Genomic DNA, 21,202 nt, shown 5'->3' with positions numbered 1-21,202 from the left:
AAACTATTGGCCTTGCGTAGAGACTGCAGCAGCGCGGATCAGCGGCATTGAGCCCGGCATGACGGGTTGCTGCGCGAACTGCTGATGAGCTTCGAGATACTGGTCGAGACCCGCGTCGCGAATGATGTTCGCGTCCTGCGCGACCGGCACGGACGCCATGGCAACCTTTTGCACCGCGTCGCCGTGCGAGGAAACCGAAGCGACTTGTGTCGAACCCGGCCCGCCGGGTACGCCCTGCAGTTGCGGTACGACGATCCACGTTAGCGTAGCGGCCGCGGCGGCCACCGCGAAGGCCGGCACCACGCGGCGACGCAGCGCCAGCAGACGGCGCGCAACCGGTATGGCTGCCGGCGCGAGCAAGTGCGGCTCGCTTTCCAGCCGGGCGGCGAATCCGCTGAGGAATGCGCTGCTCGTCGCGGAACCGACCGCAAGATCGTCGGAACGCAATGCGTCCCCGATCAGGTGATAGCTGGACCACGCGGCGCGATCTTCGCCGTCCAGCTCGGACAGAAACTTGTCCAGATTCAGATGCTCTTCGCCGAACAGCTCACCGTCGACAAAAGCGGACAGACGCTCGCCGCGCGAGCTGGCTTGCGATTGCATCGAGACCGAACCCATGATGCTCCCCATCTTACAAAGACCCCGTAGTGACACCACTAATCCAGATATTGCACCCGCGCCCCGTTCGGCGCGCTAGTGACTTACCAGCGCTTGCCTTCAGGTGTGTCAAGCAACGGACGCAATTTTGCCGCAATGGCTTCGCGAGCGCGGAAAATTCGCGATCTGACGGTGCCGATTGGGCAGCCCATCATCTCAGCGATTTCCTCGTAGCTCAAACCTTCAATTTCACGAAGAGTAATGGCGGTACGCAGCTCTTCCGGTAAAACCGCCATCGCAGCATTGACCGTCTCAGCGATCTGCTTGCTCATCAACATCGACTCAGGCGTGTTGATATCCCTTAGTTGGTCGGCGTCCGAGAAAGTTTCAGCTTCTTCAGCATCTGCTTCGGTCGAAGTCGGCGCGCGCCGGCCTTGGGTCGCAAGGTAGTTCTTTGCCGTGTTGACCGCAATCCGGTACAACCACGTATAAAAAGCCGATTCCCCGCGAAATTGCGGCAACGCCCGATACGCCTTGATGAAAGCGTCTTGCGCAACGTCTTCTACTTCGGCGGGGTCGCGCACGAGGCGCGAGATTAGCCGGAGAATTTTGCGGTGGTATTTGGAGACCAGAAGCTCAAAGGCGGCCTTGTCGCCCTTCTGGACGCGCTCGACCAGCACCTGATCAATTTCTTTTTCGCTCACCTGATAAATCCGTTAACTTTGGGGCGCATGACGGGGGCACCATTGTAGCGTTCCCGTCGACGAGGCACGTTACGGAGGTCATGACGCGCGGTAACAGCGGTTACTTTCGTTACAGTCACGCCCCGGCGCGGCGCCGCCCGCGCACCGCCAATTCGCGGAAAACGGCCGTCGGCACAGTGTCGGCGGGAACAAGAAGCGTTTGACGGCGACCTTCGTCTGGCGTCACTTCGAGCACCAGCAAACGGTCGCTCCAGTGCGCACAGCCGGCGATTCGACCGTATACGAGCAGATTTCCGGCCCCGCCCCAGACAGAAATGCCCTCGCGTCCCATTCTGAGCGCCGCTGGCTGCGCCCGGTCGTGCCTGACCGCGGAAAGCGTAAGGAGCGCAAACACGGCAAGCGTCAACGGAACCGCCTGCCATGCGGTGAGCCACGACGCCATGCAGCTATAAACCGCACACGACGCCGTCACCACAAAAGCAGCCAACGCAACGCGCATCGCGAAGGAACGCCGCAGCACGATTTGCTGCGACGTTCCTTCGGAGATGGCCGTATCACTGAAAAGCGCCGGCAAAGCCGGCGCCGTTGACTGGCGCGTCACCCGTTGCGAGAGATCAGGCGCGCTTAAAGACAAGCGTACCGTTCGTGCCGCCGAACCCGAACGAGTTCTTCAGCGCGACGTCGATCTTCATCTCCCGTGCGGTGTTGGCACAGTAGTCCAGGTCGCACTCCGGGTCCTGGTTGAAGATGTTGATCGTAGGCGGAGACACCTGATGGTGAACAGCCAGCACGGTGAACACCGACTCAAGACCGCCGGCGCCGCCGAGCAGGTGACCCGTCATCGACTTGGTCGAATTCACGACGATGTCTTTGGCATGGTCGCCGAACGCCCGCTTGATGCCGGTTGTCTCAGCCAGATCGCCGAGCGGCGTGGACGTGCCGTGCGCGTTCAGGTAGTTGACCTGATCGGCGTTGATGCCCGCGTTCTTCATGGCCGCAAGCATGCAGCGGCGCGCGCCGTCACCGTCTTCGAGCGGTGCGGTCATGTGATAGGCGTCGCCGCTCATCCCATAGCCGCCGACTTCGGCGTAAATCTTCGCCCCGCGAGCCTTCGCGTGTTCGTACTCTTCGAGCACCATCACGCCGGCGCCTTCGCCGAGGACGAAACCGTCGCGGTCTTTGTCCCACGGACGGCTTGCTGTGGCCGGGTCGTCATTGCGTTGCGACAGCGCGCGGGCCGCCGCAAAGCCGCCGATACCGAGCGGCGACACGGTCGATTCCGCACCGCCCGCAATCATCACGTCTGCGTCGCCGTATTCGATCAGGCGCGAAGCCTCGCCGATACAGTGCAAACCCGTTGTACACGCGGTGACGATGGCGAGATTCGGACCCTTGATGCCGAACTTGATCGACAGGTGCCCGGAGATCATGTTGATGATCGACGCCGGCACGAAGAACGGCGAAATGCGGCGCGGGCCGCGATTGAGCAGTTCAGTTTGTGTGACTTCGATCATCGGCAGACCGCCGATGCCCGAGCCGACCACGACGCCGATACGCTCCGAATTCTCGTCGGTGACTTCCAGGCCGCTGTCCTGCATCGCCTGGATGCCGGCAGCCACGCCGTAATGGATGAACGTATCCATGTGGCGCGCTTCCTTACCGGGGATGTAGTCCTCGATATTGAAGCCCTTCACCTCGCCGGCGAAACGAGTCGAGAAGTTCGACGCATCGAACTTCGTGATATTGGCAATACCCGACTTGCCGGCGACCAGATTGGCCCAGCCGTCGGCAACATTATTGCCAACAGGCGAAATCAGCCCCAGGCCTGTAACAACAACACGACGGCGGCTCACGGTAACCCCTTTTTCATAGATGACAAAAACAAAAGCCACAGCGGCCACAGGAACCTGACCTGTGTACCCTGTGGCTGTTAAGTCGGCAATCGCGCTGAAGAATGCGCTGTCAACATCGCTGGCTCCTGCACGGCACACCTCGCGGCAAAAAATGGCGACCCCGCTGGCGTCGGCAACCGACACGGCAGGGCGTCATACGCCGCTAACGCATAAACGCAGGCGCGAATGACCTTAGGCCTTGACGTTTGCGCGAGCGTAATCGATCGCTTGCTGAACGGTGGTGATCTTCTCGGCTTCTTCATCCGGAATTTCCATGCCGAATTCGTCTTCGAGGGCCATCACGAGTTCAACCGTGTCCAGCGAGTCGGCGCCGAGGTCGTTCACGAACGAAGCTTCGTTCTTGATTTCAGCTTCGGCCACGCCCAGTTGTTCTGCGACGATCTTCTTGACGCGCTGTTCGATATTGTCCATTACCCCTCCAAGGGAAAGAAGTTCAAAAATACAGGTGCGCGCATTTTATCAGGTTTGACCCGGCAAAAAAGCGGCACATCAGGTTGCTGTCAAGGCATGCGCCTTACGCATTTGCAAACGCATCAAGGCGCGGATAGTAACCGAATTTGGTTACGACATGTACATTCCGCCGTTCACATGCATCGTCGTGCCGGTGATGTAGCCTGCTTGCGGCGACGCAAGGAATGCGACGGCGTATGCGATATCTTCCGGGCTGCCGAGACGGCCCAGCGGAATCTGCGTTTTCAGCGCCGTTTGCTGCTCTTCCGGCAACGTGCGCGTCATGTCTGTATCGATGAAACCGGGCGCCACGCAATTCACGGTAATGCCACGGCTGCCGATCTCGCGTGCAAGCGCGCGAGTCATGCCGGCCACGCCCGCTTTCGCTGCGGCGTAGTTGATCTGCCCGGGATTGCCCGCCGAACCGACCACCGACGTGATATTGATGATGCGGCCGCCCTTCGCCTTCATCATTGGACGCAGCACCGCGCGCGACAGACGGAACACCGACTTCAGATTGGTGTCGACCACCGCATCCCAGTCGTCGTCCTTCATACGCATGGCCAATTGGTCCTGCGTGATGCCGGCGTTGTTCACGAGCACATGCAGCGCACCGAATTCCTTCACCGTGCCTTCGATCAGCGCTTCGGCAGCAGCCGCATCGTTCACGTCGAGCACCGCGCCGCGCCCGCTCACGCCGGCCGCGTTGAATGCTTCGCTGATTGCCGCCGCGCCGCTTTCGCTGGTCGCCGTGCCGATCACCGTTGCGCCCTGGCGCGCGAGCTCCATAGCGATGGCGCGGCCAATGCCGCGCGAGGCGCCCGTTACGATTGCGATCTGCTTATCGAGATTCTTTTCCATCTGTCGGTCCGAATGCCCTTCGGTGGGCTGATTGATTGCTGATGCCTGTTGCCGTCTATGTGATGCAGCGCTCAGCCTGCCGTAACGAGCTTGAGCGTTTCATCCAGCGAAGCGGGATCGAACACGGACGCGCCGACCAGATTGCCGTCGATACGCTTCGTGAGGCCCGCAAGGACCTTGCCCGGCCCGCACTCGACGACGTGCGTGACGTCTTGAGCCGCCATGGCCTGGATGCATTCGACCCAGCGCACCGCGCCGGCCGCCTGGCGCACCAGTGCATCTTTGATCTGCGCCGGCTCGTTCACGATCGCGACGTCGACATTGTTGATGACCGGAATCGACGGCACCTGAACGTTGACGCTCGCCAGATACTCGCGCAATTGATCCGACGCCGGCTTCAGCAGCGACGAATGGAACGGCGCGGATACCGGCAGCGGCAGTGCGCGCTTTGCGCCCTTCGCCTTCGCCACTTCACAGGCTTTTTCGACCGCTGCCTTGTGGCCCGCGATCACGACCTGAGCAGGCGCGTTGAAATTGACCGCTTCGACGACGCCCGTGGCCGCCGCTTCGGCGCAAACAGCGCGCACGGTGTCGTCGTCCAGACCGAGGATCGCCGCCATGCCGCCTTCGCCGACGGGCACCGCCGTTTGCATCGCCTGCGCGCGGAAACGCACGAGCGGCACGGCATCGCGAAACGCGATTGCGCCAGCCGCGACGAGCGCCGTGTATTCGCCGAGACTATGACCAGCGACGATTGCCGGCGCTGGACCGCCCGCCTGCTGCCACGCGCGATAGATCGCGTAGGCCGCAGTCAGCATGACCGGCTGCGTGTTCGTAGTGAGATTTAGATCTTCCGCCGGGCCCTCGGCGATCAGCTTGCCGATGTCCTGATTGAGCGCGTCGGACGCTTCCTGAACTGTCTCGCGCACAACCGCATGGCCGGCAAATGCATTGAGCATGCCGACCGATTGCGAACCCTGCCCGGGAAAAACGAACGCAAATTTCATATCGTCCCCAAAATCGATTTAGTCAGATGTGAGGTGCGTGCGGCTCAAAAGCACGCGACGCGTGGGCGCATGAAGAGCGCCGCCTGAAGTCGGCCCGCTTAGTAGCGAATGACCGACGCGCCCCACGTGAAGCCGCCGCCGACGCCTTCGATCAGCACGTTCTGGCCGCGCTTGATGCGACCGTCGCGGACCGCGACGTCGAGTGCGAGCGGAATGGACGCAGCCGACGTATTGCCGTGCTCGCCCACTGTGACGACCATGCGTTCCTGCGGCAAGCCGAGCTTGCGGCAAGTGCTCTGCATGATGCGGATGTTGGCCTGATGCGGAATCAGCCAGTCGATCTGATCGGCGGAAAGATTCGCTTTTTCGAGTGCCTCGACCGCGACCTTTTCCAGCACGTTCACGGCCAGCTTGAACACCGCCTGCCCGTCCATATGCAGGAACGCGCTACCGGCGATCACACCGCCGTTCACGTTGCCCGGCGTGCATAGAATGTTCGAATGACTGCCGTCTGCATGCAATGCGCTCGCAAGCACGCCCGGCTCGTCCGACGCCTGCAGGATCACCGCGCCGGCGCCGTCGCCAAACAGCACGCAGGTGGTGCGGTCATTGAAATCGAGAATGCGCGAAAACGTCTCCGCGCCGACGACGAGCGCCGTGCGATGCTGGCCGCCGCGAATCAGACTGTCGGCCATAGCCACCGCGTAAGCGAAGCCGGAGCAGACTGCCTGCACGTCGAACGCCGCGCCGTGATTCTTGATACCGAGTTTGTTTTGCAACAGGCACGCCGTGCTCGGAAACACGAAGTCCGGCGTGGAAGTCGCAACAATGATCAGATCGATGGATTGCGGGTCGATGTCCGCCGCTTCGATCGCACGCAGCGACGCGAACTGCGCGAGGTCGCTGGTTGTGACATCGGAATCCGCGAAGTGACGTGCATGGATGCCCGTGCGGGCCACGATCCACTCGTCGCTCGTTTCGACGCCTTGCTTCGCCAGACGCTCAGCGAGGTCCTGATTGGTGACGCGCGCGGGCGGCAGATAGCTGCCGGTACCGAGGACGCGGGAATAAATTGTCGATTGAGCCATTATGCCTTCGAGGATTGCGCAGCGTAGGGCTCGGCCGGCTGGCCTGCGATGGGGCTTGCGTGACCCGCACCGCTTGCGTCGCGCGCCGCCTGTTCAAGAGAACCCGCGTTCTCTTCCATCGCTTGCGCAAGGCGCTCCAGCACACCGTTTTTGACGGCATCATACCCGCGTTTGATAGCCCACTCAAACGCGTAGGCATCTGCGGAACCGTGGCTTTTGATCACCAGCCCGCGCAGGCCGAGCAGCGCAGCACCATTATATTGCCGATGATCGACGCGCTTCTTGAAGCGCATCAACACGGGCAGCGCGAGCACCGCCATCACTTTGGTGAGCCACGACCGCCCGAACTCTTCCTTGATGATGTTCGACAACATTTGCGCGAGGCCTTCAGAGGTCTTGAGCGCCACGTTGCCGACGAAACCATCGCACACGATCACGTCGACCGTGCCCTTGAAGATGTCGTTGCCTTCAACGTTACCGTGGAAGTTGAGTGTGCTCGCACGCAGCAACTCCCCGGCACGCTTAATCGTGTCATTGCCCTTGATGACTTCTTCGCCGATATTCAGGAGACCAATGGTGGGCCGCTCGCGGCCTTCCAGCGCCGACACGAGCGCGTGCCCCATCTCCGCGAATTGCAGCAGATGCTGTGGTTCGCAGTCGACGTTGGCGCCCAGGTCGAGCATCATGGTGTAGCCGTTCGGGTTCGGCAAAGCGGACGCAATTGCCGGGCGCTCGATTCCCGACAGCGTTTTCAGCACATAACGCGAAACCGCCATTAGTGCGCCGGTGTTGCCGGCGGAAATGCAGGCTTGCGCCTCGCCTTCCTTGACGCGATTCAGCGCGACGCGCATGGATGAATCTTTTTTCTTGCGCAGCGCGACTTCAACCGGGTCGTCCATTGCAACGATCTCGGAAGCGGATACTACCGTCAGCGCCGGCAGGTCCTGTGCCTTCAACTTCTTCAGCTGCGCACGAATCGCAGTTTCAATGCCGACGAGCAGCAATTGCGCGTCGGGATGCGAACGAACGAAGTTGACGGCAGCGGGAACGGTCACGGACGGGCCGTGGTCGCCTCCCATGCAATCTATCGTGAGCTTTACTGTCATGGAGTGCGGCGAATTTCAGGCGCTCTGCATGAGATCGCAGTAAGCGCTGAAGCTGCAACTGCGATCGACACAAAAAAGCGGCAAACGAATGCCGCCTTTTTTCCGAGCCGGGAAAATGTCAAGCGAGCTGATCGCCACGCGAAACGCCAGTTGGCGCAACGCAGTGAAACGATTAGTCGTTCTTCGTCTTGACGACTTTCTTGCCGCGATAGTAGCCGTTCGGGCTAACGTGGTGACGCAGATGCACTTCGCCCGTGCTCGGCTCCACGGCCAGCGGCGCTGCCGTCAGGAAATCGTGCGAACGGTGCATGCCGCGCTTCGACGGCGACTTCTTATTTTGTTGAACTGCCATGACTAACTCCTAAAAATTTTCCGAATTCTAACACAGCCCGACCCGGTGTCCGCCATTGGCCGAATGGCCAATGCGCCCGCATCGCGCTCCCATGCAACTGTTCAATGCTTCTTGTCGCCCGGCTCGCCGCGCTTGAGACTTTCGAGCGCCGCGAACGGATTCGGCCGCTCGGGCTCATCGCCCTCGCCTGCTTCGTCCAACGCGGCTTCGTCACCTTCGCCTTCGGCACCGGCCACACCCGAGACGAGACTTTCGTGCACCTCGGGACAGACCTCATGCTTGGGCACGAGCGGCAAAGAAAGCAGCAACTCTTCTTCGATCAAGTCGATGAGATCGAACTGGCGCGAACCCACGATCACTTCGACTTCATCCTCGTCGAGCGGAAACTCTTCGGCTTCCGCCTCAGTGTTGACGATCCGATAAGTTGCGTCGACGTTGAACGCCTGCGAATACGGTGTCATGCATCGCTGACATTCAAGCCATGCAGCGCCGTGGATCGCCAACCTCAAGTAAGGTTGAGGGCCCTCGGTGCCGTCGTCCTGCAATTCCGGTTGCGTCGCCCCTTCGGTTTGCCACGTGAACGCGGTGTCGCGCTCTGGCGCTTCTGCCGGGACTTCGTTTAACATGCGCGGCAGTTGCGAGACGCGCACGACACCCGCGGCCTGCCGTCCACTTCGCGCAAATTCGAACAGATCGAGTTCATGCGGGTCAGACAGACCTGCAGGTTTGCCAGGATGTTGAGTCATGTGCGCTCCTGCGTCGGCAATGATTTCGCCGGTTAATTTCGCCGGTTAATTTCGCCCGTTAAACACCGGCAACTCACGGGTCAATCAAAGGTAAATCACGGGGTGAATCAGTCCGCGAGAAGGCCCGCGAAACTTGAACGATGCACGATTGTGTTGCCGCTAAACTGCATGACCGCAGCGACACCGCAGCCCTGCTTGCAGCTACCCTTCCGGCTCTCACCGCGTCATGCCCGGCGAGCCACGCCTGACGCAAGCATACCGATGAAAAGCCCAAAATCATATCCGCTTTGTCTTTTCGAGTCAAACACTTAAGCTCGTACCAGCGCGACCTCCGCGCAACGTCGTACGTCCCGCCCTTTTAGCCGTTGATCGCCCATGCCAGACTCCCCACAAAGCCCGCCACGCGTCATTCTGGCGTCGAGTTCGCCCTATCGACGCGAGTTGCTTGAACGCCTTCGCATTCCATTCGACGTTGCGGTGCCCGCGATCGACGAAACCGCGCACGCCGGCGAAACACCCGACGCCACCGCTTTGCGGCTCGCCGAGGCGAAGGCTCGAGCGGTGGCCAACGCGCTTCCCGCCGGCGAAGCCGTCCTCGTAATCGGCTCCGACCAGGTCGCCACTTACGACGGCCTGCAAATCGGCAAGCCGGGGACTCACCACAATGCGCTCGCACAATTGCAAGCAATGCGCGGCCGCGAGGTGCTGTTTCATAGTGCACTGTGTCTGTTCGACAGCCGCTCGCGAACCGCCCAGAGCGTCGACGTGATCACCCGCGTGCGATTCCGCGAACTGCCGGACGCAGCGCTCGAAGCCTATCTTCTGGCCGAAACGCCGTACGACGTCGCCGGCAGCGCCAAGTCCGAAGGGCTCGGCATTGCGCTGCTCGAAGCCATCCATTCCGACGATCCGACTGCGCTGGTCGGCCTGCCGCTGATTGCCCTGTCGGACATGCTGCTGACGGCGGGTTATCCGTTATTGGGGGCGCAATGAGCGGCACGCTCTATCTGATTCCGAATACGCTAGGCGAAGGCGACGCCGACGCGCTCGACGCCGTCCTGCCGGCCCCGGTGCGGGCCCGCGCCGCGGCACTGCGGTACTACATCGGCGAAAACGCCAAGACCACGCGAGCATTTCTGAAGAAAGTCGGCACCGAGCAGCCCATCCAGGAAATCGAGATCCGCGAACTGAACGTCAACACGCCGGCCGGCGAGATCGACAAACTGCTTGCGCCGGTTCTGGCCGGCACGGACGCCGGGCTCGTGTCCGAAGCGGGTTGCCCCGCGGTAGCCGATCCGGGCGCGCTGCTGGTGCGGCGGGCGCACGAACGCGGAGTCAAGGTCGTGCCGTTCGTAGGACCGAGCTCGATCCTGCTTGCGCTGATGGCTTCCGGGCTCAACGGCCAAAGTTTTGCTTTCCACGGCTATTTGCCGGTCGACGCGGCCGACCGGGCCAAACGTCTGCGCGATCTCGAACTGACATCCCGCAAAGGCAAGCAGACGCAGATCTTCATTGAAACGCCGTATCGCAACCGCGCACTGCTGGACACCTTGCTGGCGACCTGCGCTCCGTCGACACTTGTTTGTGTCGCCGTGGATCTGACGCTGCAAACGGAAACGATCCGCAGCCACACGGTGGCCGACTGGAAGAAGAAACCGGCACTCGATCTGCATAAGCGGCCGGCGATTTTTCTGATACTGGCCGCCTGAACGAAACGGCCTCCGAGCCACTTCGACGCAAAAAAGCCCCGACCGGTCCGAACGACCGCGCGGGGCTTTTGCGATAGGTGCGCCTCGCTCCGATCAGCGCAAATTGAGCTTACCGCCCAGCGCCATCGCGTGCACAGCGCCATTGCCGACGGCCGCGCCGAATTTGCGCGCGACGCGGTCGGTGATGCTTTCCTTCACCGTATAGTCGACGATGTCCGGCGCCTTGATAATCTCGCGCGCCACAAAATTGGCGTCGCCAAAACCGTCGGCGAGGCCCAGTTCGACGCTTTTCTGACCGGTCCAGAAGAGCCCGGAGAACATGTCGGGCGTTTCGTGAAGGCGTTTGCCGCGACCCTGGCGAACTGCGTCGATAAATTGCCCGTGGATCTGATCGAGCATTTCTTGCGCATGCGCGTCCATCTTCGGCGTTTCGGGCGAGAACGGGTCGTAAAAGCCCTTGTTCTCGCCAGACGTATGCAGTCGGCGCTGGATGCCCAGCTTGTCCATAAGACCGGTAAAACCGAAGCTGTCCATCAGCACGCCAATCGAGCCCACGATGCTCGCCTTGTCGACATAAATCTTGTCGCCGGCGGCGGCGGCGTAGTAACCACCCGATGCACACATGTCACCCACGACGACGTATAGCGGAATAGACGGATGTTTCACCCGCAATCGACGGATTTCGTCGTAGATGATGCCCGCTTGCACGGGACTGCCACCCGGGCTATTGCAGCGAAGGATCACCCCGGCCGTGCCCGCGTCGCCGAACGCACTTTCGAGCGCCGCGCCGATATCTTCGGCGTTAGCGTTTGTATCTGCGGAGATTTCGCCGTCAAGTGCGATCAATGCTGTATGACGGCCCGTAGCCGCCAGCTTGTCGCCGGAAAATATGAACACCGCCCAGATCACCAGTCCCAGCAAGACGAGAAACAGCAGACGGAAGAAGATTTTCCAGCGGCGAGCGGCACGCTGTTCGTTGATTGCAGCGAGCGCTATGCGCTCGAGCGCCGCGCGTTCCCAGCCAGGCTCGTCGGCGGAGACGCGGCTACGGCCGCTCATGGCCGGTTCTTTCGTTTCAGGCGTCAAATTGTCGGACATGCGTGCAGTGGAATTTCCGAGGAAGACAGATCAAAACGCGGATCAGGACGCGGCGGGTTGCAATTCCCCGTCGGGAAGCCAGAACACAGCGCGGCCCTCGGGCGTATCGCGCTCGTCTACCTGCAAGGCCCGCAGCCTGCCGCCACGGCACGGACCGCCTACGCATTTGCCGGTATCCGGGGCGTAAATCGCCCCATGTGTGGCACACATCAAGTATAAACCGGACGATTCAAAGAACTGTCCCTCAGCCCAATCCAGCTCCATCGGAACGTGAGCGCAACGGTTCAGATAGCCGTGAGCACGGCCCTCGTAGCGCACGAAAAACACCACGACTTCATCTGCACCGATTCTGGCGGCACGCCGCACGCCCAGTCCGCCGTCCACGAGTTCCCCGGATGCGCACACCCGAACCGCCTGAACGGTAGCCTCGCCGCCGCCCTCGTTCACGCCGGTGCTCATGCGTTCTCCCTCAACCAGGACGACAGCGCACCCACGCTGGATGCGACATATCTCGGCGACAGCGCGCTCAACGACCCGGCCGGATGCGCGCCGTAGGTCACGCCGACACCGGCGACTCCCGCGTTGATCGCCATCTGCAGATCATGGGTCGTATCACCGACCATCACCGTGCGCACCGGGTCCTGCCCCAGTTCGCGCGTCAGTTCGTGCAACATGGCTGGATGCGGCTTTGAAAACGTCTCATCCGCGCAGCGGGTGCCGTCGAACAGGCTGGTCAGCCGAACCTGATCGAGCGCGCGGTTGAGTCCAACGCGACTTTTACCCGTCGCCACCGCCAGCAGATAGCCCTGATCGCGCAACTCCTGCAGCATTTCGCGCACGCCGACGAACAACTCGGTGGTCTGATCTTTCACCAGATAGTGGAACCGGTAGCGCTCGGCGAGCCGCGGGTAGTCGCTCGGATCGAGCGTGGGCGCCGCGATTTGCAGCGCGTCGCGCAAGCCCAGGCCGATCACATAGCTCGCGGCTTCGTCCGCTGGAACCGGCAGACCGAGATCACGGCATGCTGCCTGGATACTGCGCGTGATGTGCGCGGTGGAATCCATCAGCGTTCCGTCCCAGTCGAAGACGATCAGGTCAAATTGCTCTCTAGCCATGCGGTGCCGTCTCCGGGTGTGACCCATTTCTTAATTCGTTGAGCTGCGCGATGAAATTGCGGCATTCGGCCGGCAACGGCGCCTCCAGTTGCAGCGGCGCGCCGGTTGCCGGGTGCGTTAGCTTCAGCCGGTAAGCATGCAGGAACATACGCTTGAGCCCGGGTTTGGCATTCGCGCGAGCCAGCGCCTTGTTCAGCGCGAAGTCGCCGTATTTGGCATCGCCGACGATCGGCAGTTCCAGATGCTGCAGATGAACGCGGATCTGATGCGTGCGGCCCGTCTTCAACTCTGCTTCGAGCAACGCGTAGTCGGGCCAACGGTCGATCAGATTGAAGACCGTGTGCGACGCCAGACCGTCGGCCTGCACGCGCACGCGCCGCTCGCCGTCCGCGGTCAGGTATTTGTGCAGCGGCTCCTTGACGGCGCGGCGGCGCCCCCAGTCGCTCGCCCATTCGCCATGAACGCACGCATAGTAGCGCTTATCCATCCTGTTCTCGCGAATCTGGTCGTGAAGATTCACGAGCGCCGAACGCTTCTTGGCGAGCATAAGGATGCCGGAGGTTTCGCGATCCAGCCGATGCACCAGTTCGAGGAATTTCGCCTGCGGCCGCGCCTCGCGCATCTGCTCGATCACGCCGAACGCGACGCCGCTGCCGCCGTGCACCGCGACACCCGCCGGTTTGTCGATGACGAGCAGGTGTTCGTCTTCGAAAATGGTTCTGAACTCAGCGCTGGGCACCGGCGCCTGCGCCACCGCCTCATTGGGCTGCGCGACGCGAATGGGCGGCACGCGCACGAGATCGCCGAGTTCGAGCCGGTACTGCGCGTCGATCCGGCCCTTGTTCACACGCACTTCCCCGCTACGCAGGATGCGATAAATGTGGCTCTTGGGGACGCCTTTACAGACTCGCAACAGAAAGTTGTCGATGCGCTGTCCGGCCGCACTGTCGTCGATCTCGATCACTGAGACCTGATCGCTCGCGACCGCGCTTGTCACCGATTTCTGGGATATTTTGCCTAACTCTTTCATTCTGAATATAATTTGCCCAGCAGTCTGCGGCGGCCGGCGCAGTGTCCGGAATTCGGGCGGATTGCGCAGGTGCAAGCGTAAATCGTTATTTTACTTGTGCCGGGGTCTGGTTGCTCACCCTGAAAATGAGATGCAACAAGTTGCACGCACGAAGTCAGCACCCGGCAGGGACGGCGCCCACAGGCGCGTTCGGTCAAGGTCGGCTTCGACGGTAACGGAATTTTGGTAAAAAAGAATTTAACTTCCAGCTTCGGTATCGGGCGTCTCACGTCCCGCTGTACGAAGCTGCGAGTTGCGAAAATACGGCGTGCGCCCATGGCGTCTTGTAGAAAGTACAAGACTTGGCGACGTCAAAATGAGGCGAGACACCCCCAGCAGGAAAAGACGCGCCGCTTGCGCGAACTTCCCGTTGCGGCACGACCGCAGCCTTCGACCCTCCGGTCACGCGCCCAGTTGGCGCACCGGCGAGAGGGAACGAAAGGCTTATGAAGGTCTGCTGGCAGAACCCGCGGCGTGTCGGGTCGTTATTTGAAGCCGTGTTCGCATGTGCCCTGCGGCACCGCGCTCCTTCTTTATGGAGCCGGGCCCTCTCAGGCAATTCTCCCGCCATTTTTCCCGCTCCAGCGTGCTTGTGAAAACACAATAAGGCGCGGCATGCCGCTGCCCGCTTCGCGCTCGCGACTGACAACCGCGAAGGCGACGCGCGCCGGCCGAGCCGCACTGGAGCCGTTCCATGAAACGCATGTTGTTCAATGCGACGCAGCAGGAAGAACTGCGCGTTGCCATCGTCGATGGGCAAAAACTCATTGACATCGACATCGAAACCGCCGGGCGCGAACAGCGCAAAGGCAATATTTACAAGGGCATCATTACCCGCATCGAGCCGTCGCTCGAAGCCTGTTTCGTCAACTACGGCGAAGACCGCCACGGCTTCCTGCCGTTCAAGGAAGTCGCCCGCCAGTATTTCCGCGACGGCGTCGACATGCGCTCCGCGCGCATTCAGGACGCGCTGAAGGAAGGTCAGGAACTGATCGTTCAGGTCGAAAAGGAAGAGCGCGGCAATAAGGGCGCAGCCCTCACCACCTTCATCTCGCTCGCCGGCCGCTATCTTGTTCTGATGCCGAACAACCCGCGCGGCGGCGGCGTGTCGCGCCGGATCGAAGGCGACGACCGCCAGGAACTGCGCGAAACCATGGCGCAGCTGCAATTGCCGGAAGGCATGAGCATCATCGCTCGCACGGCCGGCATTGGCCGCAGCGCCGAAGAGCTGCAGTGGGACCTGAACTACCTGATGCAACTGTGGCGCGCGATCGAAGCCGCGTCGCAGAGCGGTTCGAGCGGCCAGCCGATGCTGATCTATCTCGAATCGAGCCTCGTGATTCGCGCGATCCGCGACTATTTCCAGCCGGACATCGGCGAAATTCTGATCGACACCACCGAAATTCATGACCAGGCACGCGCCTTCATGGACATCGTGATGCCGGACAATGTCAGCAAGGTGAAGCGCTACCACGACGACGTGCCGCTCTTCTCCCGCTTCCAGATCGAACATCAGATCGAAACGGCGTACTCGCGTACGGTTCCGCTGCCGTCGGGCGGCGCGATCGTGATCGACCACACTGAAGCGCTCGTTGCAATCGACGTGAACTCGGCCCGCGCCACGAAGGGCGCAGACATTGAGGAAACGGCCGCGCGCACCAACCTCGAAGCCGCCGACGAAGTCGCGCGCCAGCTGCGCCTGCGCGATCTGGGCGGCCTGATCGTGATCGACTTCATCGACATGGAGTCGGCCAAGAGCCAGCGCGAAGTCGAGCAACGCCTTAAAGACGCGCTCAAGCACGACCGTGCGCGCGTACAAATGGGCAAAATTTCGCGCTTCGGCCTGATGGAACTGTCGCGTCAACGTCTGCGTCCGGCCCTGTCGGAAGGCAGCCACGTGACGTGCCCGCGCTGTAACGGCACGGGCCACATCCGCGATACCGAATCGTCCGCGCTGCAAGTGCTGCGGATCATTCAGGAAGAAGCCATGAAGGAAAACACCGCGGCGATCCATTGCCAGGTGCCGGTCGAGGTGACCGCCTTCCTGCTCAACGAAAAGCGTTCGGAAATCAACAAGATCGAATCGCGCTTCAAGGTGAACGTCGTGCTGGTGCCGAACAAGCACCTGGATACGCCGCACTACAAGCTGGAACGTCTGCGCCACGACGACGCGCGCCTCGACGAACCGCGCGCTTCGTGGAAGATGGCCGAAGAAGCGGCTCGCGAGCTGGAGTCGGAAACCGGCTACAGCAAGCGCACCGAAGAAGTGAAGCCGAAGCAGGAAGCGGCGGTCAAGGGCATCACGCCCGAGAAGCCGGCGCCAAGCGCGCCGGTTCGCCCGGTCGCAGCGCCGGCTCCGGTCGCGGTCACACAGGCGAGCGGCGGCTTCATCGGCTGGCTGAAAAATCTGTTCGGCATGCAGCCGGCGGCGCCGGCGCCAGTTGCGCCTGCGGCTACCGAAAAGCCCGCCCGTCCGCAACCGCATGGCGAGCGTTCGGAGCGCGGTGAGCGCACCGGAGAACGCGGCGGCGATCGCAACCGCAATCGTCGCAGTGGCGCGGGTGGTCGCGATGCGGCAACCCGTGGCGAAGCGACGAACGGCGGCCGTCAAGGCCAGCAGCCTTCGCAGCGTCGCGAGGAACGCGAGCCGCGCGAAGGCCGCGAGGTGCGTGAAGCACGCGAAGGCCGTGAGCCGCGTGAACCGCGCGAGGCTCGTGAACCTCGCGGCAACCGCGAAGCGCGTGAGGGCCGCGAGCCCCGCGAGGCACGCGAACCGCGCGAAGGCCGTGACAACCGCGAGCGCGACAATCGCGGCGGCGAGCGTGCTGAAACGGCGGAAGGCGCACAGCGTGGCGAGCGTCAGGAACGCGGCGAGCGCCGCGAACGTGGCGAACGCGCTGAGCGCGGCGAGCGCCGCAAGCCGCAGGCAGAAACCGCCGATGCGTTGACCCAGGCCGAGGCGCAAACCGCGGAAGAACTGGCACTCGCGCAAAACCAGACGGCCGTTACTGACAACGCTGCGCCGGTCGATCAGGAAGCCGTGGCGCGTGACGGCGAAGAGCGTCGTCGTCGCCGTCGCGGCCGTCGCGGCGGTCGTCGTGAGCGTGAGGAAGACGTGAACGGCAACCTGGCCGCAGACGTCGCGGAAGCGGAAGGCGACAACGTCAGCGTCAGCGACGACGCACCGGTGCGCACGGCGCATCAGCCGGTCCAATCGAAGCCCGAAGTGAGCGAAGCCCGGGAAGTGAAGGAAGTGGCGCCGGTGGAAGTCGTTGTTGCCGCCGTTGCAACCGAGACGGCTGTCGTCACGGAGCTCCACGCTGCAACCGAAACGCCGGCACTCGCCGTCGAAAAGGCAGCGAAGACGGAAACGGTCGTGCCGGTCGCCGAAGTGCCGGCTGCTCCGGCCGTGGTCGAGCCGGTCGAGCAAGCGCCTGTTGCACAAGCCGTGGCGCCGGTCGAACCGGCGCAGGCTGCACCGGCTGCGGCGGAGACGGTATCGCTCGTGGAACCAGTCGTTCGTGAAGAGGCTGCGGCTGTTGCGCCGGCGGCTGAAGCGCAAGCCGAGCAGGCTCACGTCGAACCCGCGGCCGCCGCTCCGGCGGAAGTGATCGCGGCCCCGGCCGCCGAGCCGGCACCGCAACCGCAGATCGTCGAGCCGAAACCGGTCGTGGCAGCAGTCGCACCGGCTGCGGAATCAGCAGCGGTCGAGCCGGCGCCTGTCGCCGCCGCGCCGCAAGTCGCCGAAGTCGCCGATGTCGCCGATGTCGCCGAAACCACGCAGGCATCGCAAGCGCCGTCGGCGTCGCGCGCGTCGTTCAACGGCGGCGTCTCGGCCGAAGCCCTGAAGCCGGTGTTGGAGCAAGCCGGTCTTGTCTGGGTCAATACCGATGCCGACAAGCTGCGCGCAGCACAAGAAGCCGCTGCGCAAACGGTGAAACCGCCGCGCGTGGTGCGTGAGCGCAAGCCGTTGCCGCCGGTCGACACGGCACCGATGCAGCAAGTGGAAACCGGGAAGCATTCGCAATAAGCTTGCAACCCGCTTCGAAAAGCCCGCCCTCACCGGCGGGCTTTTTTGTTTTTGCGCACGCGAAACGCATTGCCCTAGCGAACTCCCTGCCCTCCCCGTAAACCCCGACAGGGGTCGGCATCGCCCAGCCGTTTAAGGCATTTCCGATAGAATGAAGGAATCGCCTTATCCGTTTGGCACAACGCAAGTCACTCATGTCCCGACGCATCATCCCTGTTGCCGACCTCAGCGCGGCGCCGGTCATTTCTGGCCCGGTGCAGACGCCTAGCGGCGCGCTGCACGATACGCTCGCGCGTCCGTTGCGAGACTTGCGCATTTCGGTCACGGACCGTTGCAACTTTCGCTGCGTCTACTGCATGCCGCGCGCCGTGTTCGACAAGGACTATGCGTTCCTGCCGCACAGCGCGTTGTTGAGCTTCGAGGAAATCGAACGGCTCGCGCGGCTCTTCGTCGCGCATGGCGTCGAAAAAATTCGCCTGACGGGCGGCGAGCCGCTGTTGCGCAAGAACCTCGAATTCCTGATCGAACGCCTCGCGCAACTCACTACGCCAGCCGGCCGCCCGCTCGACCTGACGCTCACCACGAATGGCTCGCTGCTCGCCCGGAAGGCGCGCAGCCTCAAGGACGCAGGTCTCACCCGGGTAACCGTCAGCCTCGACGCGCTCGACGACATGCTGTTTCGCCGCATGAACGACGCCGATTTCGCGGTGGCCGACGTGCTCGACGGAATCGCCGCGGCGCACGCCGTCGGCCTCGCGCCGGTGAAGGTCAACATGGTCGTCAAGCGCGGTACGAATGACAGCGAAATCGTGTCGATGGCGCGCCATTTCAAAGGCTCGGGCGCCGTGCTGCGCTTCATTGAATACATGGACGTGGGCACGTCCAACGGTTGGAACATGACCGAAGTGCTGCCGTCGGCGGACGTGATCGCGCGCATCGCCGAGCATTTCCCGCTTGCGCCGCTCGAAGCGCACAGCGCAGCCGAGACAGCGCAGCGCTGGGGCTATGCCGACGGCAGCGGCGAAATCGGCGTCATTTCCAGCGTGACCCGCGCATTTTGTGCGAGCTGTACGCGGGCGCGCCTTTCGACCGAGGGCAAGTTGTATCTGTGCCTGTTCGCATCGTCGGGCCACGACCTGCGCGCGTTGCTGCGCAGCGGGGCAAGCGACGCCGAAATCGCAACCGCGGTCGCAGAAATCTGGCAAGGTCGCAGCGACCGCTATTCGCAATTGCGCGGCAGCAACGCCGCCGACCCACGCGAGCAGGACGCGCGGCGCGTCGAAATGTCGTACATCGGCGGCTGATCGCTGGGATGGGGCAAGCCGCCACGCCGACCCGCGAACAGATTACCGGCCTGCTGCTCGCGGGCGGTCGCGGTACACGCATGGGCGGCGCCGACAAGGGTTTGCAGACATTGCACGGCGAGCCGCTCGCCGCCCATGTGCTCAAGCGCCTTGCGCCGCAGACGGGCGCGCTGCTGATCAGCGCCAATCGCCACCCGGACGTTTACGCAGCACTCGGTGCGCCGTTCGGCGCAGGGATCGTCGCCGACACGTTGCCTGAATTCCCAGGGCCGTTGGCCGGTTTGCTGGCCGGTCTGCGCACTGCTCGCAGCGAATACCTGCTGAGCGCGCCGTGCGACACGCCGTGGCTCCCCGCCGACCTCGCTGCGCGCCTTGCGCAGGCCCTTGCTGCGAACGCAGCCGACATCTCCACCGTTACAACCGCTGACGCCGACGGGAATCTGTCGCTTCACCCGGTTTTCGCGCTGCTGCGCACTGGTCTCGCCGACGACCTCGCCGCCTACCTGGCCGCCGGCGAGCGGAAAGTGCGCGCGTGGTACGCGCGCCACAAGACCGTGGAAGTCGTCTTTACCGACGAGCGCGCGTTTTACAATATCAATTCGTTACAAGAACTCGCCGACCTCGAGCGTCATCGGGGCCCCGGCTGAATCCCGCTCCGCCGCACGGCAAGCGCCGTCTAGCCGCCAGCCGCGACGTCCAGCTCTTCATGACCACGCATAACGAATTTTCCCGCTGCGTCGCGCAGTACGATCCTCATGCGCTACCTGTTTCGGCTGCCCAGGCGATTACCCGCCAGTGGGCGACGCCGGTCACGGCCGTCGAACGCGTGGCCTTGCGCGACGCACTCGACCGCGTTTTGGCCGTAGACATCGTTTCGCCGATCGACGTGCCTTCGCACGTCAATTCCGCAATGGACGGCTATGCGTTCAACGGCGTCGCATTGCGAAGCGGCGCGCAGTCGGTTGAGCTGACCGTCGTCGGCAAAGCTTTGGCGGGACATCCGTTTGATGGCCACGTCGGAGCAGCGCAATGCGTGCGTGTCATGACGGGCGCATGCGTTCCGGAAGGCTGCGACACCGTGGTGCCGCAGGAACTGGTCGAGCGCAACGCCGACTCCGCTTCAATCATGTTTGCAGCCGACGCGGTAGAGGCCGGCGCAAACCGGCGGCTGGCCGGCGAGGACCTCGCTCGCGGCCACGTTGCGTTGCATGCGGGCCGCGTGATCCGCGCGTCCGACCTTGGCCTGCTGGCTTCACTCGGCATCGGCGAAATCAATGTTCGGCGTCGTTTGCGCGTCGCTTTCTTTTCCACGGGCGACGAACTGCGCTCTGTGGGCGAGCCGCTCGACCCGGGCGCGGTCTACGACAGCAACCGCTACACGCTCTTCGCCATGTTGCGGCGCCTGAATGTGGAAGCGCTGGATCTGGGCGTGATCCGTGACGAACCCGCCGCGCTCGAAGCCGCACTGCGCAGCGCCGCGGAGAGTGCCGACGTCGTGCTGACCTCCGGCGGCGTTTCAGTCGGCGAGGCGGATTTCACACGGCAGTTGTTGCAGACATTCGGCGACGTCGCGTTCTGGAGCCTCGCCATGCGCCCGGGCCGCCCTCTTGCGTTTGGCCGCGTATGGTCCGGCGAGCATCCGGGTCTTGGACGACCTGCGTTATTCTTCGGTCTGCCGGGCAATCCGGTCGCCGTGATGGTGACGTTCTATCAGATCGTGCGCGAAGTGCTGCTGCTCATGTCGGGTGTCGCGTCGCAGCCGCTGCCGCTCATTCACGCGGCGAGCCTGCGGCCGATCCGCAAACGCGCCGGACGCACGGAGTTCCAGCGCGGCATAGCTTGCCAGGCCGCGAACGGCCAGTGGCAGGTCACGCCGACAGGCTCGCAAAGCTCCGGCGTATTGAGTTCGATGAGCGAGGCCAATTGTTTCATCGTGCTCGGCCATGAAGAAGGCGACATTGGCGAGGGCGAACGCGTCAGTATCATGCTGTTCCACGGCTTGATCTGACGTATCCGCCTCGCGGCACTTTCATCCACGGTCACATTCAGCTTT

General features: G+C 62.8%; 21 protein-coding genes. 6 read left to right on the top strand and 15 right to left on the bottom strand.

Features of this window, described 5'->3' with window-relative positions; all coding sequences use genetic code 11:
* Positions 1-3: 3 nt before the first annotated feature.
* From BCA01S_RS08090 to BCA01S_RS08040, 11 genes are all read right to left on the bottom strand, one after another.
* Positions 4-618 carry a sigma-E factor negative regulatory protein gene (locus BCA01S_RS08090; RefSeq protein ID WP_027776486.1) on the bottom strand — a complete coding sequence of 205 codons (615 nt, stop codon included), beginning with the start codon at positions 616-618 and terminating at the stop codon, positions 4-6.
* 83 nt (positions 619-701) lie between these two features.
* Entirely contained in the window at positions 702-1,301 is a 600-nt protein-coding gene (rpoE, locus tag BCA01S_RS08085) for an RNA polymerase sigma factor RpoE (protein WP_006051939.1), read from the bottom strand.
* Positions 1,302-1,416: 115 nt separating this feature from the next.
* On the bottom strand, positions 1,417-1,818 hold the full coding sequence (locus BCA01S_RS08080) for a protein YgfX (protein ID WP_494471464.1): 402 nt from the start codon (positions 1,816-1,818) through the stop codon (positions 1,417-1,419).
* Positions 1,819-1,915: 97 nt separating this feature from the next.
* A complete protein-coding gene (gene fabF, locus BCA01S_RS08075; RefSeq protein ID WP_020069388.1) occupies positions 1,916-3,154 on the bottom strand; it encodes a beta-ketoacyl-ACP synthase II in 1,239 nt (412 codons plus the stop codon).
* Positions 3,155-3,385: 231 nt separating this feature from the next.
* Positions 3,386-3,625 (bottom strand): acyl carrier protein, encoded by a 240-nt coding sequence (gene acpP, locus BCA01S_RS08070; RefSeq protein WP_004197638.1) that lies wholly within the window; start codon positions 3,623-3,625, stop codon positions 3,386-3,388.
* Positions 3,626-3,775: 150 nt separating this feature from the next.
* On the bottom strand, positions 3,776-4,525 hold the full coding sequence (gene fabG / locus BCA01S_RS08065; RefSeq protein ID WP_027776484.1) for a 3-oxoacyl-ACP reductase FabG: 750 nt from the start codon (positions 4,523-4,525) through the stop codon (positions 3,776-3,778).
* 71 nt (positions 4,526-4,596) lie between these two features.
* Positions 4,597-5,532 carry an ACP S-malonyltransferase gene (fabD, locus tag BCA01S_RS08060; RefSeq protein ID WP_027776483.1) on the bottom strand — a complete coding sequence of 312 codons (936 nt, stop codon included), beginning with the start codon at positions 5,530-5,532 and terminating at the stop codon, positions 4,597-4,599.
* Between the two features lie 98 nt (positions 5,533-5,630).
* Positions 5,631-6,620 carry a beta-ketoacyl-ACP synthase III gene (locus BCA01S_RS08055; protein WP_027776482.1) on the bottom strand — a complete coding sequence of 330 codons (990 nt, stop codon included), beginning with the start codon at positions 6,618-6,620 and terminating at the stop codon, positions 5,631-5,633.
* Positions 6,620-7,726, bottom strand: a complete 1,107-nt coding sequence (gene plsX, locus BCA01S_RS08050; protein WP_027776481.1) for a phosphate acyltransferase PlsX — start codon at positions 7,724-7,726, stop codon at positions 6,620-6,622. The genes BCA01S_RS08055 and plsX overlap by 1 nt, the downstream gene beginning before the upstream one ends.
* 172 nt (positions 7,727-7,898) lie before the next feature.
* Positions 7,899-8,078, bottom strand: coding sequence for a 50S ribosomal protein L32 (gene rpmF, locus BCA01S_RS08045; protein ID WP_006051932.1), 180 nt, complete (start codon positions 8,076-8,078; stop codon positions 7,899-7,901).
* A 101-nt stretch (positions 8,079-8,179) separates the two neighbouring features.
* A complete protein-coding gene (locus BCA01S_RS08040) occupies positions 8,180-8,824 on the bottom strand; it encodes a DUF177 domain-containing protein (protein WP_027776480.1) in 645 nt (214 codons plus the stop codon).
* Positions 8,825-9,199: 375 nt separating this feature from the next.
* Between BCA01S_RS08040 and BCA01S_RS08035 the strand changes: the two genes are divergently transcribed.
* Both BCA01S_RS08035 and BCA01S_RS08030 read left to right on the top strand, forming a co-directional pair.
* Complete coding sequence (locus tag BCA01S_RS08035) at positions 9,200-9,817, top strand: Maf-like protein (protein WP_027776479.1); 618 nt, start codon at positions 9,200-9,202, stop codon at positions 9,815-9,817.
* Complete coding sequence (locus BCA01S_RS08030; RefSeq protein WP_027776478.1) at positions 9,814-10,533, top strand: SAM-dependent methyltransferase; 720 nt, start codon at positions 9,814-9,816, stop codon at positions 10,531-10,533. Before BCA01S_RS08035 ends, BCA01S_RS08030 begins: the two co-directional genes overlap by 4 nt.
* Before the next feature lie 93 nt (positions 10,534-10,626).
* On the opposite strand, the gene BCA01S_RS08025 is transcribed toward BCA01S_RS08030, so the two are convergent.
* Genes BCA01S_RS08025 through BCA01S_RS08010 form a run of 4 tightly spaced genes read right to left on the bottom strand, consistent with a single transcriptional unit; the run spans position 10,627 to position 13,776 of the window.
* Positions 10,627-11,631 carry a S49 family peptidase gene (locus BCA01S_RS08025; protein ID WP_027776477.1) on the bottom strand — a complete coding sequence of 335 codons (1,005 nt, stop codon included), beginning with the start codon at positions 11,629-11,631 and terminating at the stop codon, positions 10,627-10,629.
* Between the two features lie 42 nt (positions 11,632-11,673).
* A complete protein-coding gene (locus tag BCA01S_RS08020; protein ID WP_042318235.1) occupies positions 11,674-12,090 on the bottom strand; it encodes a Rieske (2Fe-2S) protein in 417 nt (138 codons plus the stop codon).
* The gene (locus BCA01S_RS08015; protein ID WP_027776475.1) at positions 12,087-12,746 is read right to left on the bottom strand and encodes an HAD-IA family hydrolase; all 660 of its coding nucleotides are present in this window, start codon (positions 12,744-12,746) and stop codon (positions 12,087-12,089) included. Before BCA01S_RS08015 ends, BCA01S_RS08020 begins: the two co-directional genes overlap by 4 nt.
* Positions 12,739-13,776, bottom strand: a complete 1,038-nt coding sequence (locus BCA01S_RS08010; protein WP_027776474.1) for an RluA family pseudouridine synthase — start codon at positions 13,774-13,776, stop codon at positions 12,739-12,741. The genes BCA01S_RS08015 and BCA01S_RS08010 overlap by 8 nt, the downstream gene beginning before the upstream one ends.
* Positions 13,777-14,509: 733 nt before the next feature.
* Between BCA01S_RS08010 and BCA01S_RS08005 the strand changes: the two genes are divergently transcribed.
* The 4 genes from BCA01S_RS08005 (at position 14,510) to moeA (ending at position 21,157) form a co-directional block, all read left to right on the top strand.
* The gene (locus BCA01S_RS08005; RefSeq protein WP_027776473.1) at positions 14,510-17,845 is read left to right on the top strand and encodes an Rne/Rng family ribonuclease; all 3,336 of its coding nucleotides are present in this window, start codon (positions 14,510-14,512) and stop codon (positions 17,843-17,845) included.
* Positions 17,846-18,039: 194 nt separating this feature from the next.
* Positions 18,040-19,149: a GTP 3',8-cyclase MoaA gene (gene moaA / locus BCA01S_RS08000; RefSeq protein ID WP_027776472.1), complete on the top strand. Its 1,110-nt coding sequence runs from the start codon at positions 18,040-18,042 to the stop codon at positions 19,147-19,149.
* An 8-nt stretch (positions 19,150-19,157) separates the two neighbouring features.
* Positions 19,158-19,796 (top strand): molybdenum cofactor guanylyltransferase MobA, encoded by a 639-nt coding sequence (gene mobA, locus BCA01S_RS07995; protein WP_027776471.1) that lies wholly within the window; start codon positions 19,158-19,160, stop codon positions 19,794-19,796.
* 59 nt (positions 19,797-19,855) lie between these two features.
* The gene (moeA, locus tag BCA01S_RS07990) at positions 19,856-21,157 is read left to right on the top strand and encodes a molybdopterin molybdotransferase MoeA (RefSeq protein ID WP_027776470.1); all 1,302 of its coding nucleotides are present in this window, start codon (positions 19,856-19,858) and stop codon (positions 21,155-21,157) included.
* Positions 21,158-21,202 lie beyond the last annotated feature (45 nt).

The sequence above is a fragment of the Paraburkholderia caledonica NBRC 102488 genome, assembly GCF_000685095.1.
In the GTDB taxonomy this organism is placed as follows: domain Bacteria; phylum Pseudomonadota; class Gammaproteobacteria; order Burkholderiales; family Burkholderiaceae; genus Paraburkholderia; species Paraburkholderia caledonica.
This window is presented reverse-complemented; position numbering and strand designations above follow the sequence as displayed.

Excerpts from the sequence above, each read along its gene's own strand:
- BCA01S_RS08090 (WP_027776486.1), bottom strand. The coding sequence starts at position 618 with ATGGGTTCGGTCTCGATGCAATCGCAAGCCAGCTCGCGCGGCGAGCGT.
- acpP (WP_004197638.1), bottom strand. The coding sequence starts at position 3,625 with ATGGACAATATCGAACAGCGCGTCAAGAAGATCGTCGCAGAACAACTG.
- fabG (WP_027776484.1), bottom strand. The coding sequence starts at position 4,525 with ATGGAAAAGAATCTCGATAAGCAGATCGCAATCGTAACGGGCGCCTCG.
- fabD (WP_027776483.1), bottom strand. The coding sequence starts at position 5,532 with ATGAAATTTGCGTTCGTTTTTCCCGGGCAGGGTTCGCAATCGGTCGGC.
- BCA01S_RS08055 (WP_027776482.1), bottom strand. The coding sequence starts at position 6,620 with ATGGCTCAATCGACAATTTATTCCCGCGTCCTCGGTACCGGCAGCTAT.
- plsX (WP_027776481.1), bottom strand. The coding sequence starts at position 7,726 with ATGACAGTAAAGCTCACGATAGATTGCATGGGAGGCGACCACGGCCCG.
- rpmF (WP_006051932.1), bottom strand. The coding sequence starts at position 8,078 with ATGGCAGTTCAACAAAATAAGAAGTCGCCGTCGAAGCGCGGCATGCAC.
- BCA01S_RS08040 (WP_027776480.1), bottom strand. The coding sequence starts at position 8,824 with ATGACTCAACATCCTGGCAAACCTGCAGGTCTGTCTGACCCGCATGAA.
- BCA01S_RS08035 (WP_027776479.1), top strand. The coding sequence starts at position 9,200 with ATGCCAGACTCCCCACAAAGCCCGCCACGCGTCATTCTGGCGTCGAGT.
- BCA01S_RS08030 (WP_027776478.1), top strand. The coding sequence starts at position 9,814 with ATGAGCGGCACGCTCTATCTGATTCCGAATACGCTAGGCGAAGGCGAC.
- BCA01S_RS08025 (WP_027776477.1), bottom strand. The coding sequence starts at position 11,631 with ATGTCCGACAATTTGACGCCTGAAACGAAAGAACCGGCCATGAGCGGC.
- BCA01S_RS08020 (WP_042318235.1), bottom strand. The coding sequence starts at position 12,090 with ATGAGCACCGGCGTGAACGAGGGCGGCGGCGAGGCTACCGTTCAGGCG.
- BCA01S_RS08015 (WP_027776475.1), bottom strand. The coding sequence starts at position 12,746 with ATGGCTAGAGAGCAATTTGACCTGATCGTCTTCGACTGGGACGGAACG.
- BCA01S_RS08010 (WP_027776474.1), bottom strand. The coding sequence starts at position 13,776 with ATGAAAGAGTTAGGCAAAATATCCCAGAAATCGGTGACAAGCGCGGTC.
- BCA01S_RS08005 (WP_027776473.1), top strand. The coding sequence starts at position 14,510 with ATGAAACGCATGTTGTTCAATGCGACGCAGCAGGAAGAACTGCGCGTT.
- moaA (WP_027776472.1), top strand. The coding sequence starts at position 18,040 with ATGTCCCGACGCATCATCCCTGTTGCCGACCTCAGCGCGGCGCCGGTC.
- mobA (WP_027776471.1), top strand. The coding sequence starts at position 19,158 with ATGGGGCAAGCCGCCACGCCGACCCGCGAACAGATTACCGGCCTGCTG.
- moeA (WP_027776470.1), top strand. The coding sequence starts at position 19,856 with ATGACCACGCATAACGAATTTTCCCGCTGCGTCGCGCAGTACGATCCT.